Source organism: Flavobacterium sp. LHD-80 (assembly GCF_030929605.1).
Classification (GTDB): domain Bacteria; phylum Bacteroidota; class Bacteroidia; order Flavobacteriales; family Flavobacteriaceae; genus Flavobacterium.
The window spans coordinates 250697-265134 of the sequence record NZ_JAVFVS010000013.1 but is presented as its reverse complement, the minus strand read 5'-3'; the positions used below and the strand labels follow the sequence as shown (position 1 = coordinate 265134).

The 14438-nt window shown below is 32.3% G+C and carries 14 protein-coding genes; 10 read left to right on the top strand and 4 right to left on the bottom strand.

The genetic code is table 11. The annotated features are described in order from the left end of the window. The first annotated feature begins 104 nt into the window (after positions 1-104). Positions 105-248, top strand: a complete 144-nt coding sequence (locus RB619_RS20070; RefSeq protein ID WP_308100883.1) for a hypothetical protein — start codon at positions 105-107, stop codon at positions 246-248. Between the two features lie 410 nt (positions 249-658). Further along, on the top strand, positions 659-1243 hold the full coding sequence (locus RB619_RS20065) for a glutathione peroxidase (protein WP_308100882.1): 585 nt from the start codon (positions 659-661) through the stop codon (positions 1241-1243). Positions 1244-1430: 187 nt separating this feature from the next. On the opposite strand, the gene RB619_RS20060 is transcribed toward RB619_RS20065, so the two are convergent. Both RB619_RS20060 and RB619_RS20055 read right to left on the bottom strand, forming a co-directional pair. Further along, on the bottom strand, positions 1431-1928 hold the full coding sequence (locus RB619_RS20060; protein WP_308100881.1) for an N-acetyltransferase family protein: 498 nt from the start codon (positions 1926-1928) through the stop codon (positions 1431-1433). Between the two features lie 15 nt (positions 1929-1943). Next, a complete protein-coding gene (locus tag RB619_RS20055; protein WP_308100880.1) occupies positions 1944-3119 on the bottom strand; it encodes a thioredoxin fold domain-containing protein in 1176 nt (391 codons plus the stop codon). A gap of 175 nt (positions 3120-3294) precedes the next feature. Between RB619_RS20055 and menD the strand changes: the two genes are divergently transcribed. Together menD and RB619_RS20045 are read left to right on the top strand one after the other, a co-directional pair. Next, complete coding sequence (gene menD, locus RB619_RS20050; protein WP_308100879.1) at positions 3295-4959, top strand: 2-succinyl-5-enolpyruvyl-6-hydroxy-3-cyclohexene-1-carboxylic-acid synthase; 1665 nt, start codon at positions 3295-3297, stop codon at positions 4957-4959. A gap of 90 nt (positions 4960-5049) precedes the next feature. Next, positions 5050-5391: a DUF2853 family protein gene (locus tag RB619_RS20045; RefSeq protein ID WP_308100878.1), complete on the top strand. Its 342-nt coding sequence runs from the start codon at positions 5050-5052 to the stop codon at positions 5389-5391. 52 nt (positions 5392-5443) lie between these two features. On the opposite strand, the gene RB619_RS20040 is transcribed toward RB619_RS20045, so the two are convergent. Continuing rightward, positions 5444-6793, bottom strand: a complete 1350-nt coding sequence (locus tag RB619_RS20040; protein WP_308100877.1) for a M28 family metallopeptidase — start codon at positions 6791-6793, stop codon at positions 5444-5446. Between the two features lie 143 nt (positions 6794-6936). On the opposite strand from RB619_RS20040, the gene RB619_RS20035 reads away from it, so the two are divergent. From RB619_RS20035 to RB619_RS20010, 6 genes are all read left to right on the top strand, one after another. After that, positions 6937-7794, top strand: coding sequence for a S1-like domain-containing RNA-binding protein (locus tag RB619_RS20035; protein ID WP_308100876.1), 858 nt, complete (start codon positions 6937-6939; stop codon positions 7792-7794). 843 nt (positions 7795-8637) lie between these two features. Further along, positions 8638-9471 (top strand): 1,4-dihydroxy-2-naphthoyl-CoA synthase, encoded by an 834-nt coding sequence (locus tag RB619_RS20030; RefSeq protein WP_017498510.1) that lies wholly within the window; start codon positions 8638-8640, stop codon positions 9469-9471. A 94-nt stretch (positions 9472-9565) separates the two neighbouring features. After that, the gene (menA, locus tag RB619_RS20025) at positions 9566-10528 is read left to right on the top strand and encodes a 1,4-dihydroxy-2-naphthoate octaprenyltransferase (protein WP_308100869.1); all 963 of its coding nucleotides are present in this window, start codon (positions 9566-9568) and stop codon (positions 10526-10528) included. A 28-nt stretch (positions 10529-10556) separates the two neighbouring features. Further along, positions 10557-11234: a metal-dependent hydrolase gene (locus tag RB619_RS20020; protein ID WP_308100867.1), complete on the top strand. Its 678-nt coding sequence runs from the start codon at positions 10557-10559 to the stop codon at positions 11232-11234. Between the two features lie 169 nt (positions 11235-11403). Beyond that, a complete protein-coding gene (locus tag RB619_RS20015) occupies positions 11404-12606 on the top strand; it encodes a hypothetical protein (protein ID WP_308100865.1) in 1203 nt (400 codons plus the stop codon). Between the two features lie 156 nt (positions 12607-12762). Next, positions 12763-13809 carry an o-succinylbenzoate synthase gene (locus RB619_RS20010; RefSeq protein WP_308100863.1) on the top strand — a complete coding sequence of 349 codons (1047 nt, stop codon included), beginning with the start codon at positions 12763-12765 and terminating at the stop codon, positions 13807-13809. Between the two features lie 76 nt (positions 13810-13885). Here the strand turns inward: RB619_RS20010 and RB619_RS20005 are convergent, their stop codons facing one another. Beyond that, a complete protein-coding gene (locus RB619_RS20005; RefSeq protein WP_308100861.1) occupies positions 13886-14434 on the bottom strand; it encodes a hypothetical protein in 549 nt (182 codons plus the stop codon). Positions 14435-14438 lie beyond the last annotated feature (4 nt).

Below are 14438 nucleotides of genomic sequence, written 5' to 3'. Positions count from 1 at the left end.
ATTTAAAATTTCATCTTCGGAAGATTCTAAAATGTTTGAAGAAAAATAAATTTTAGGAGAGCTAAAAAACGTAAATAAAATCTCAATAAATAAAAAAGAGTGTTATGAATAAGATAAATATTTTAAAAATTTTGATTGTTGCGCTTACAGGGGTTTTAGCACTTATGAATTTTAGTAAAAATGATTTTAGAAAAGAAGCTCAAATTATGCATTCTGAGATTTCAATTAATAGTATTAAAATAATTTAATAGTTGGTGTCCTCGGACTTCCAAGAAGAAAATTTATTTAAACTGTGTTTTCAATTTATAAAAGAGTAAAAATCCACTATACACGCCATTAAAAAATATCAGATGAAAACGCGAATTAGGGTTTAAAATTAATTTTCACTACAACCGAGAGGCATCAACTATAATTAAAATAAAAAGTTCAACACGAGTCCAGAAACAAAGAAGAAACTCTTTTACAAGGTCTCACTTTAATTTATGAAAACGCAATAAGGCATAATAATTAATTCATGGTTTGATTTGTTTGTATGGGGGGAAGCCTAACGTCTGATTAACGTTAGGCTTCATTTTTTTAACGAATCTTTAATATAAAATAAAATTGCCAAAGCCTTTTTGTAATTCAGATTTTAACTAATTTTATAAAAAATTAAACAATGAAAAAAATAGTATTTTTAGCTTGCGGTGTTGCTATTTTATTTGCTTCACAAGTTCAGGCTCAAACGAGTAATAAAAAGTCTAAAACAGAGAAAGCTATGGCAAAAGAAACCATTTATCAATTCAAGGTTGAAGATTTATCAGGAAACACTTTTGATTTTGCTTCTTTAAAAGGAAAAAAAGTTATGATTGTCAATACGGCTTCAAAATGTGGTTTAACACCTCAATATAAAGATCTTGAAGCAGTTTACAAAGAATACAAAGACAAAGGTTTTGTAATTGTAGGTTTCCCAGCAAATAATTTTGCATCTCAGGAACCGGGAACAAACGAAGAAATCGCTACTTTTTGTCAGCTGAATTATGGAGTAACTTTCCCAATGATGGACAAAGTTTCTGTAAAAGGCGATGATATGTGCGAGGTTTATAAATTCTTGACTCAGAAAGCAAAAAATGGTTTACAGGATTCTGAAGTAGAATGGAATTTTCAAAAATACTTAATTAATGAAAAAGGAGAATTAGTTAAAGTAATCAAACCTAAAACATTAGTTACAGAGCCAGAAGTAATCAATTGGATTAAAAGTTAATCATAAGGCCGAAACCAATAAATCCACAAATTTGAAGAAATTCAAGTTTGTGGATTTTTTTTTATTTTCAGATGTCAGACTGAGCGAAGTTGAAGTCCCGGTTGCTGAATCACTTTGCGGGGACTTCGACTTCGCTCAGTCTGACAAAAAAATGCGAACCTTGCGTAAGTCCTTGCGTCCATTGCGGTTAAACTAATATCAATTGCATAAAAACCAAATCCAGCCAACGATCAAATTTATAGCCTGCTTCACGAATAGTTCCTGTCGTTACAAAACCAAATCGTTCATGAAAAGCGATACTTCCAGCATTATCTGCGTCGATTGCGCCAATCATAACATGATAACCTTGTTCTTTTGCCAAACGAATTAATTCGGTTAATAATTTTGATCCAATGCCTTTTCCAATTACGTTATCAACTACATAAACAGAATGTTCAATTGTATATTGATACCCAATTTTTTCTCGAAATTGTCCATAACTTCCAAAACCAACCACTTCGCCATTTAAATCAGCAACAACAATAGGCAATTTTTTAGCTTTTTTATCTTCAAACCATTTAGTCTGAACATCAAGAGTCTGAATGTCATAACTATAATTTGCAGTTGTATGCAAAATTGAATGATTTACTATTTCAAGAATTTTTTTTAAATCATTTTCAGTCGCAGGTCTGAGTTTTACTTCCATGGTAATATTATTGGGTTATTTTGTATTTAGTTCAGCTAATAAAGTATCGACTTCTTTAGTGCTCCAAGTCATTTCAGAACAAATTACTTTAGCATCGTTTGCATATTGCAAAGCCAATTTTTTGTCTTTTATTTTTTTGTATAATCTTGCTAATAAAAGATTTCCATCGTAAGAATCATTTATTTCTAATGAATGTTTTACCCAGAAAATTGATTTTTTCAGGCTTTCAGTATCATTAATATGTTTTAAATAAGTTTGACCAATATCTTTTAAGAAACTAGCGTCATTCCAAACTAATTTTTGAGTGTTTTCTAGCGTTGTTTTTTTATAAAACTGCCACTTTTCAGTTCTTTCGGCTAAAGTAAGATCGAATTTAAAAACTAAAGAATCCGTTTTTTGTAATCGGATGGATTTTGCAATTTCGCGTTGTTTATAATAATTTACAGTATCTAAATTGTCAACATACGGGCGAAGCAATTCGGTTACAATACTTTCAATTTTGCGGTCCACGCGGTTTTGTGAAGCAACAGCAGCAAATTCTTTCTGATGTTTTAAAACGAATTGAAATTCTCTTGATTTTATATCCGTAACTCCATTTGCAATAATTCTCCAGTTTGTTTCGCTGATCAATTGTGCATCAGATTGTGTGTTAAGATAAATATGAGTTGGAGCAGATAAATCGGTTCTGTCTTTTCCTTTTTTTAATGTATTTAAATAAGTGAAAAATTTATCAGAATTGCTTGGATCATTCATGAATTCTTTCTCTAAATAAGGAAGTTGCATTCTGGAATTCAAAGCATATTTCACTTCGGTCATAAATTCCGGGGTTTTCATTTCGCCTTTTAAAGCGTACAGAAGCGTTTCATTGGCATCTAAAAATAAAAAGGTTGGCAATGATTTGGTATTGTATTTATTTTTGAGTGCAATTCCTTCTTCTTTTTCAATGTTTTTCCAGATGCAAACGTAGTTTTCTTTTAAAAATGCCATAACATCAAGATTGCTGAAAACTTCTTTTTTCATCTGATTACAATGCGGACACCAATCAGCGTAAAGCATTATAAAAATAGGTTTTCCTTCTGATTTTGCTTTTTCTAATGCAATTTTATACGGCACATCATCTGGAACAAACTGATTTTGAGAGTTTACAGTCTGCATCGAAATAAAAAAGACAAGTATATATAAGAAACGCATGTGGAATATATTTTTATTACAAATTCACTTTTACAAATATATTCCCTTTTTCCAAAACGGACCTTAATATCTTCCTATTTATAAGTTAAATCAAACATGAAGTTTGTAACTTTGTAATAGTAAAAAAGAAAATTATGATTTGTAGATTTTCTTAAAAAAGTAATACGCCATAGGAATGATTTACCCCAAAATACCGCTTGCACAAAGCATTATCGAAATTTGTTCAGCAAAAGGAATCACTAATATTATAATTTCTCCAGGTTCACGAAACGCTCCTTTAACTATAGGATTTGCTCAAAATCCAAATTTTAAGTGCTACAGTATTGCTGATGAGCGTTGTGCTGCATTTTTTGCATTAGGAATTGCGCAACAAACTAAACAGCCTACAGCAATTGTCTGTACATCAGGATCGGCTTTATTAAATTATTATCCGGCTGTTGCAGAGGCTTTTTATAGCCAAATTCCGTTAATTGTAATTTCTGCAGACCGCCCGCAAAGCAAGATTGATATTGGAGACGGACAAACTATTCGTCAGCAAAATGTTTATGCGAATCACTCTGTTTTCAATGCAAATTTGACAGAAGAAGCTTCTGCAGAAAATGATTTGAAAATCAATAAAGCCATAGAAACTGCCATTCTGCAAAAAGGTCCAGTTCATATTAACTCGCCTTTTGAAGAGCCCTTATACGAAACAGTTGATTCACTTTCTGTTCAGCCAAAAATTACAACTTTGGAAGAAGAAATTCCAACCAAAATTATTGATAATATTGAAGAAATTGCTTCCATCTGGAATTCGGCTAAAAGAAAGCTGATTCTTATTGGAGGAATAAATGAAGTGAATTCCGTAGATCAGGAAATTCTGGAAAACTTTGCCAACGATCCATCAATAGTTGTACTGACAGAAACTACTTCGAACTTGCATCATCCGGGTTTTATAAATAGCATAGATACTTTAATTACTCCATTTGACGATTGTGATTTTAAAGAGTTAGAAGCAAAAGTTTTAATCACTTTTGGAGGCATGATTGTATCAAAACGTATTAAAGCTTTTTTACGAAAGTATAAACCTGCACATCACTGGCATATAGATACTTTGCGTGCCTATGATACATTTAATGCTTTAAGTAAACATTTTGTTATGGAGCCAAATGATTTTTTTAAAGATTTGCTTCCAAAAACAGAATTTGTAGATAGTAATTATTTTAAGAAAATTGATAAAATTTACAGTCGAAGAAATGAAAGAAAAGAAGAATATTTAAAGAAAATTCCATTTTCAGATTTTAAAGTTTTCGAAAAAGTAATTGAATCGCTTCCTAAGAATATCCAATTGCAAATTAGTAATAGTTCGGCAATTCGTTATGCGCAATTAATTGAGATTGATCCATCAATTGAAGTGTTTTGCAACAGAGGAACAAGCGGAATTGACGGAAGCACATCTACAGCGATTGGCGCAGCTGTGGGAAGTGAAAAACAGAACGTTTTTATAACAGGCGATATCAGTTTTTTATACGATAGCAATGCTTTGTGGAATTCTTACATTCCTAAAAACTTTAAAATTATTTTGATTAATAATGGAGGAGGAGGAATCTTCAGAATTTTACCGGGACATGAAGAAAAACCAGTTTTTAATACTTATTTTGAAACCTCGCATCATTTGACAGCCGAGCACTTGGCTAAAATGTATCAATTTAAATATTTGCAAGCTTCTGATAATGAATCTTTGGCAAAAGGTATTTCAGATTTGTATGCTGATAATGATATGCCGGTTATTTTAGAAATCTTCACGCCAACAACTCAAAATGATGTTGTTTTAAAACAATATTTTAAAGAATTGAATTAATAATTTGTAAGTTAAATTGTGTTAAAATTTACAAACTAAGCTTTTTTAATTTTAAATTTGGCTTCATTAATTGTAATCAATATTAAAATTATGAGTGCTAGAGAAGAATTAATTAAAAAGTATGCCGCGGATTTAAAAGATAAATGTGGTGTTACACCAAACATGGATTTGCTTACAAAAGTTACGATAGGCTGTGGACCATCAATTTATAATTCAGATTCATCTACAGTTGCCGGGTCGCAACCATCAGAATTAGAGACTGTAAAAAACAATTTTTTGATTAAGAAATTAGGATTGGCTAATACTCCAGCTTTAGATGAAGGAATTAAAACTGTTATGGAAAAATATGGACATGCTAATAAGCATAAATACAGGGCAGTTGTATATTATTTGTTGACACTACATTTTAAAAAAGAAAGTGTTTACAAATAGACATTAAAAAAAGCGCCTTTCTGGCGCTTTTTCAATTATATCATTTAATGTTTTATTTAATTGGAATTGGGAAAACTGGCAAACTTGCATGTCCTAAAGCATCTACAGTCTGTACAGCAAAAAAGTAATTATCTTTTGAATAAGGAATTTCAACTTGAGTATCTTTTACAAAAAAAGTTTTTTCCCAATGAGACGAAGATGTTTCTCTCATTAAAATCTGATAACCATATTGTGCCTTTCCTTCTGGCGCAGACCAAATCAAAGTAGACGAATTAGAAAGTTTTTTAACTTCAATTCCAACATTTTGTGGTGCTTTTGGCGATGAAGCAAGATTCGCTAAAGTCGCTAAGTTTGAACAAGTATTTTTTCTCAAATAATCAAAATCCATAAATTCTGGCAAATCGCCATATTTAATGTTGTTTTCAGTTCTTAAATCCTGATGCTGATGATCAAAATTTTCATTCATTTCGCAGAAACGAACCGCTGTAAATCCATTTTGACTAAAAGGCGTATGATCACCGCCACGTAAAAAACGATCGTTTCTATATACTAATTTTACACTTAATTGATCTACATATTGTTCTGTAACTGTTTTAATATATCGTGCCAAAAGTCTTGACGGACTATCGTTATCACGGCTTATCGCTTTACGCATTTTAGCTTCTTCTTCAGTTTCTAAATACGGAATCGTTTCACTAAAAACACGAATTTGAGTATTGTCTCTTAAATTAGTGCCGCTTGATAAACTGTTACCTATCATGTCATTGTTAAGCATTGCAACAATGTTCCAGTTTTGTTCTTTTGCTTTTTCTGCAAGATGGCGCGCCCCAATCAAACCTTGCTCTTCACCAGTTACAGCAACAAATATTATGGTTGCAGGAAAAGATCTTTTGCTCATTACTTTTGCCAATTCAATAACCGCAGCAACTCCCGAACCGTCGTCATTTGCTCCAGGCGCATTCGCTTTTATATTCATGACATCGGTAACGCGTGAATCAAGATGTCCGCTGATAATCAAAACACGATTATCGGTTGGGTCGGTTCCTTTTAAAGTTGCCATTACGTTTCCAATCTGACTGTCGACATTAATTCGTTTTCCATCAGCTTTAACGGTGAAATAATCAATTTCAGAAGTTAATCTTCCGTTTGATTCCAAAGCAAATTTATCAAACTCAGACTTTACCCATTGCTGTGCGGCTCCAATTCCTTTTGTTTTGTTTTTTGGATCACTTAAAGTATGTCGCGTTCCAAATGAAACCAGTTTGTGGATAGTTGCTTCTAGATTTTCAGCTTTAATTTCACTGATCATTTTCTTTATTTCTGGGTCTTCAGAGACTTGTGAAATAGAGGCTTGAGTGAAAAGAAGAAATACAAAAGCGGTGTAAAAAAGAGTCTTTTTCATTGATTTGGGATTAATTATAGGTTTTCAAATTTAACCAAAAGCAACAAACTACAATAAATTGTCTGCTTCTTTTTTTTATCCAGCATATTTTTCGGATTACCATTTTCAAACTTCGTACATTTGCATCTTAGAACTTTATGAATATGATTGAAATAGGAAAATACAATACACTAACTATATTACGTGATACTAAAGTGGGCTTGTTTTTAGGAAATCCTGAAAAAGACCCTGACGGAATTCACGATGTTTTGCTTCCAAATAAATATGTTCCAAATGAATTTGAAATAGGTGAAGAGCTTATTGTTTTTGTTTATTTGGATCACGAACAACGTCCAGTTGCGACAACTCTTGAACCTTATATTTTACTGAATGAATTTGCTCTTTTAAGAGTAAATTATACCAATCAGGTTGGGGCTTTCATGGATTGGGGAATGGAGAAAGATATTCTTGTTCCGTTTAAAGAGCAGGCACGCCCAATGGAAAAAGGAAAACGTTACTTGGTTTATCTTTATAAAGATGAAAAAACCAATCGTTTGGTAGCTTCAAGTAAACTGAACCAATTTTTAAATAACGATCAGCTTACAGTTGAAAAAGGAGAAGAAGTTGATTTGATCGTTTCTCATATTACTGAATTAGGGATCAATGTGATAATCAATGAGAAACACAAAGGTCTTTTATATAAAGACGAAGTTTATGATGATGCCATAAGAACTGGAGACAGAATGATTGGATTTATCAAAAACATTCGTCCTGATAATAAAATAGATGTTGCATTGCAAGCTCAAGGTTATCAAAGTATTGAGCCAAATGCAGAGAAAATTTTAGACGAATTAAGAGCCAATCGCGGTTTTTTGCGTTTGAATGATAATTCGCATCCCGAAGATATTAAAACCGTTTTAAAAATGAGTAAAAAGACTTTCAAAAAGGCTGTAGGAGCTTTGTACAAAGAAAAACTTATTGAAATAAAAGAAGACGGTATTTATTTGGTAAAAGAATCTTAGGATTCTAAAAATCCAATATTTTAAATTGCTGCGCCTGTTCGCTAGCGCTCGAGTCCAAATTCCAATTGATTGTCGAAAATTATTGGAATTTGGTTTTTTTTTATTGAAATTTTAAATGTTTGGAATTTAAATTCTTATAACAAGAAAGGCCACTCATTACAAGCAGCCTCTCTCTTTTTATTCTAGTTTTAAAAAAAATTGTAATTAAAAAAAAACAGAAATAAAATAATTCGAATCCATTAAAAAAATAATAGCTTTATAAATTTTAGAAATTACTTTTTCATCTGGGTATGTCTTTTAAACAATCAATACATTCATTTTTATAATCAAAAGCTCGAATTCACGGCTAATCCATTTGGTTTGATAAAATAACTTTTAGAAAGTTTCAGTTAGTATTTTCCTCTTTTCGTAATCAATCTTATACTAATTACATTGAACAATTCTATTGTTTAACCGTAGGTGTTACTATCTCCTTTTTGAAGTTTTGACAAACGCATAAATCATTTGCTCACTGTTTATGGCTTTTTTACTAATTAGAACCGTAAAAAAATGAGCGACAAATTTTTTAAATTTTCTCAAAAAAATCATTTTTTAGGTTAATAAATCAGTGAAAGAAAATCAATCTTATATCAACAAAATAAATTGTATCTCGTTGATTTCTAGGGTGTAAAATTAATTATTATTTTTTAAAACTAATGTTAAAAAGTGTTATTTTTTGTAAGTAAATACTAATTGTTAACATTTGAAGCTTTTTTGAGTTAAGACTTAAATCAAATAGAGTAGGTAAAAATGTAAAAATGGTTTATTTTTACACTATAATTTTTTAAAATAAACGTATATAAAATGGATTGGATTACCGCCAGAGAATTTGAAGATATAACTTATAAAAAATGTAACGGAGTTGCTAGAATTGCTTTTAACAGGCCAAATGTTAGAAATGCTTTTCGTCCAAAAACAACTTCAGAATTATACCAGGCGTTTTACGACGCGCAAGAAGACACTTCAATTGGAGTAGTTTTGCTTTCTGCTGAAGGCCCGTCAACAAAAGACGGCGTGTATTCTTTTTGCAGCGGTGGTGATCAAAATGCACGCGGACATCAAGGTTATGTGGGTGAAGATGGACAGCATAGATTAAATATTCTTGAAGTACAGCGTTTAATTCGTTTTATGCCAAAAGTAGTTATTGCAGTAGTTCCGGGATGGGCTGTTGGTGGTGGCCATAGTTTGCACGTAGTTTGCGATATGACGCTGGCAAGTAAAGAGCACGCTATTTTTAAACAAACTGATGCTGATGTAACAAGTTTTGACGGTGGTTACGGATCTGCTTATTTGGCTAAAATGGTTGGGCAGAAAAAAGCACGCGAAATTTTCTTTTTAGGCCGAAATTATTCTGCTCAGGAAGCGATGGATATGGGAATGGTAAATGCTGTAATTCCGCATGACGAACTAGAAGCGACTGCTTATGAATGGGCACAGGAAATTCTTCAAAAATCACCAACTTCTATTAAAATGCTGAAATTTGCAATGAACTTGACAGACGACGGAATGGTTGGACAACAAGTTTTTGCTGGAGAAGCTACACGTTTGGCCTACATGACCGAAGAGGCAAAAGAGGGAAGAAATGCTTTCTTGGAAAAAAGAAAACCAAACTTTGGCGAAAACAAATGGTTGCCATAAAGGAGTTATAAAATAGTTTCAAGTTTCAGGTTTCAAGTTACGAACCTGAAGCGTGAAACCTCAAACTTTAAACTAAAAATAAACAAAATAAATAATGAAACATTGGATTGAAGCCGCGAGACTGCGCACATTGCCTTTATCAGTTTCTGGAATTATTGTTGGAAGTATTTATGCTTTGTCAAATCCAACAGAAACTATTAATACGCCAACAGAAGTATTTAGCTGGAAAATTTTTGGTTTTGCACTTTTAACAACACTGGGATTGCAGGTTTTGTCCAATTTTGCTAATGATTATGGTGACGGAGTAAAAGGTACCGATAATGCTGATAGAGTAGGGCCACAGCGCGCTATTCAGAGCGGGAAAATTACACCTCAAGCCATGAAAAAAGCGATTATAATTACTTCGCTGTTAACTTTATTGTCGGCTGTGATATTGATTTATTTTGCTTTTGGAAAAGATAATTTTGCATATTCTATTTTCTTTTTATTGTTGGGAATCGCAGCTATTGTTTCTGCAATTCGTTATACAGTAGGAAATTCAGCTTACGGTTATAAAGGATTTGGCGATGTTTTCGTTTTTGTATTCTTCGGATTGGTAAGTACGCTGGGAGTCAATTTTTTGTATTCAAAAGAAGTTGATCCGCTTTTAATTCTTCCTGCAATTTCAATTGGATTATTGAGCGTTGGTGTTTTGAATCTGAATAATATGCGCGATGAAGAATCGGATCGAAAATCGGGAAAAAATACAATTGTAGTGCAGATTGGTGGAGCAAATGCTAAAATTTATCATTTTACGCTTATCATTACGGCTATGATTTTAGTGGTTGTTTTTGCCATTTTAAGTGATTACAATTTTGATCAATATCTATTTTTATTGGCTTACATTCCTTTAACTAAACATTTAATTACTGTCGCTAAAAATCAAAATCCAAAGCTTTTAGATCCAGAATTAAAAAAAGTAGCCTTAAGCACATTTTTGCTTTCAATATTATTAACGGTTTGTATGATTTCATTAATTTCAGACATTATTGTTAATCTTTTTCTAGGTGGAAGATAAAATAAGTTCAACTTAAAAAAATAAAATCATGAAAATTACATTTTACGGACATGCATCTTTAGGAATCGAAGTTGGAGGAAAACATATTATTGTTGACCCATTTATTACAGGAAATCCAGCCGCTGCTTCAATCGATTTGAGAGATTTAAAAGCAGATTATATTTTACTGACGCACGCACATGCTGATCACGTACTGGATGTTCAAGCTCTTGCAAAACTGACAAATGCTGTTATTGTTTCAAATGCAGAAATAGCAAGTTATTATGCAAAATTAGGTTTTAATTCGCATCCAATGAATCACGGCGGAAGCTGGAAATTTGATTTTGGAAAAGTCAAATATGTAAATGCGATTCATTCAAGTACTTTTCCTGATGGCACTAATGGAGGAAATCCAGGAGGTTTTGTAATCGAAAGCGAGCATAAAAATATTTACATCGCTGGTGATACTGCATTGACTTACGACATGAAGTTGATTCCGTTAAGAACAAAGCTAGATTTAGCTATTCTTCCAATCGGAAATAATTTTACGATGGATGTTGAAGATGCAATTATTGCGTCAGATTTTGTAGAATGCGACAAGATTCTAGGGTATCATTTTGATACTTTCGGGTATATCGAAATCAATCACGAAGAAGCAATCAAAAAGTTTTTTGATAAAGGAAAAGACTTGATGCTTTTAGAAATTGGAGAATCTATTGAATTGTAGTTTTTTTTAACAAATTAACAATTTTGGCATAATATATGTCATTTCGACCAAAGGGAGAAATCACACTAGAAACTCTACAAAGATTAGCGATAATGCATACAGAGTTGTTTTTGTGATTTCTCCCTTTGGTCAAAATGACAAAATTGAATATGAAAAATCATCTATCAATATGAAATTAAAAAGATTAGCCCTATTTCTTTTACTTACAATTTCTTTTAATTCTTTTGCTCAAAAAGACGGTTATTGGGACAAAGAACGTGCAACAACAAAAGAAATTATTGTTTCTGCCCGTGACCGAATCACAATAAAAACGGAAGATCTTCCCGTTGGAACAACTGAAATCGTGTACCGAATTACGCTTCTTGATGAAAATCAGCAAATGGCAAACAGCCTAGTTTCAGTATTAAAATCAATTCCAGATCCAACTGGGGTTAGTCAGGGTTCGGCTGGAGCGGTATTTTTAATGTCTAAAATTTCTGGTGACGATACTTGTACTTATGCGTTGTTTACTTCGGCAGATAATGCAAAAAAGTATATTGAAGACGGAAAAACAGACAAGGCTTGTTATGCGCAAGAAGAACCTTTAAGTAAAGATGCTAAAAGACTCTCGCTTGATAAATCTACATGTTTAGGACAAAATGTGAGTACAATTTGGTTTGGTTTTCACAGTAAAAACTGGCTTTTAAATCAAAAAGTAGTTTTAGAAGTTGTGCCTTGGGTGGACACAAAACTAAATCGTGGCTGGAATCAAGACAATAAAAATGAAATTATTAGTCTTTGCAAAACATCGACTATGGCTCAAAAGATGGCCAATTCTGATGATTTTTGTGTTTGTATTTTAGATAAAATCATAAAGCAGTATCGTTACACTGAATTTCAAAAACTTTTGCCAATTGAAAAAAACAAAGTCTATAAAGATTTTGGGAATGCTTGTTATAAAGACGCTGATATTTCTAAAAATGTTTTTAGTGACTTAAGAAATCAAGCTTCAGTTTTGATTAAACAGCAAAAGTATAATGAAGCAATTCCGAAATTAAATACTATAATTAGTGAAGGAAAAGCAATAGCATTAGATTACAGTTCAATTGGTTATTGCTATATTTTGACAAAGCAATATGAGAAAGCTTTAAAGTTTTTGCAAGAAGGCGAAAAACTTGATAATACTGAATTATTAGTAAAACTAAATTTGGCCCACTTGTATTTAGTCAGCAATAATTATGGTGATGCAAAAACGATTTACAAAAAATATCAAGATCAAAATGTAACGGACAGTATCAGCTGGAAAGACAAAACAAAATCTGATTTTACCATTTTCCAAAAAGCAGGTCTTCCGTCAAAAGATTTTGAAAAAGTTTTAAAACTGTATAATTAAAAAATTTCTTCACCATATAAGTTATATAAGTTCATTTAAATAGAAGAGAAATCATCTTTGCTTTTATGATCTAAAAATATCTGTTAAACGTAATTTAGGCACTAAACTTAAATTTTCTTATATGACTTATATGGTTTAAAAAAAACACAAACAACTGTGAAGGCTTCTTACCAAAAATACATGCTCGAATTCAAGCGTCCGTCTGGAACCTCACGTGGCGTAATGACTGAAAAAGAAACTTGGTTTATCATTTTAGAGGAAAATGGTAAAAAAGGAATAGGCGAGTGCGGTATTCTTCGTGGTTTAAGTGCTGATGATCGTGAAGATTATGAAGAAAAACTTAAATGGACTTGCCAAAATATTCATTTAGGAGAAAAAGAACTTTGGGAAAATTTGCTTGAATTTCCATCTATTCAATTTGGCGTTGAAATGGCTTTTTTATCTTTAAAAAGTAAAAATCCATATCTATTATTTCCTTCTGATTTTACCAATAGTTCAAAATCAATAAACATAAACGGCCTTGTCTGGATGGGCGAAGCTTCTTTTATGAAAGAGCAAATCGAAGAAAAATTAACTGATGGATTTACTTGCATTAAACTAAAAATTGGAGCCATCGATTTTGAAAAAGAATTAGAATTACTGCATTTTATAAGAAGTCATTTCTCACCAGAACAAATCGAAATTCGTGTTGATGCTAACGGAGCTTTTGCCGTAAATGAAGCTTTAGATAAACTCAATCAATTGAATCAATTTCAGCTTCATAGTATTGAACAACCTATTAAAAAAGGAAATATTCAAGCTATGTCAGATCTATGTAAAGCAACTCCATTTCCAATTGCATTAGACGAAGAATTGATAGGGGTATTTTCATTCGAAGAAAAAGAAAAATTGCTTCAGGAAATCAAACCACAATATATTATTTTGAAACCGAGTTTCATTGGTGGTTTTAGAGGAACAAAAGAATGGATTGATTTGGCAGATAAATACGGAATTGGCTGGTGGATTACATCCGCTTTAGAAAGCAATATTGGATTGAATGCCATTTCACAATGGACTTTCATCCAAAACTCAAAAATGCCCCAAGGCTTAGGCACGGGAGCACTTTACACCAATAATTTGGATTGTCCACTTGAAGTTTCTCAAGGACAATTATGGTATAATAGTTCAAAAAAATGGGATTCTTTTTTTGAAGGTACAAAGTAACAAAGACTCAAAGTTGCAAAGGCAAAGATTAGAAAATCTTAGAACCTTAGCAACTTAGAATCTCAGAACCTCTTTTTCACTCTTTCCCTCCAAGCAAATTTTCTTGCCAGTCTTTTAATTCCTGCCATTTTCCTTGGTAGGCTAATAAAGCTTGTTTCGCCCAAGTACTCGGATTATGGATTGCATAATTTTCGCCACCGGCATCTAGAATTGATTGCGATTTTTCAGTTGATGTTTGAGACAATTCGTGCCAAGTTGTAATTCCCGCACTATGATACAAGGCTTCGATTTTTGGCCCGATTCCTTCCACAATTTTCAAATCGTTTTCTTTTATTTTTTTGCCAAAAACAGTTGCTGCTAATGCGCTATCAAATACAATAAGCGGAGCTGCTGCAGCAAATGACTGTGGTGTTGCAGTGATTTTTGCTTTTGCTACCAAATCAGCTTCTAGTTGCGCTATTTTTGCATTTAAATTTTTGGTGTTTGCTTTGCAGGCATCTAAATCTTCCTGAAGTGATATTGCAAGCGAATTGTCGGTTTTTGAATTCATTTTTCCTAGTAAGTAACCTAAAATTCCACAGATTAACCCCACTAATGCCGGTATTAAGATACAAGGTATATTCATGATT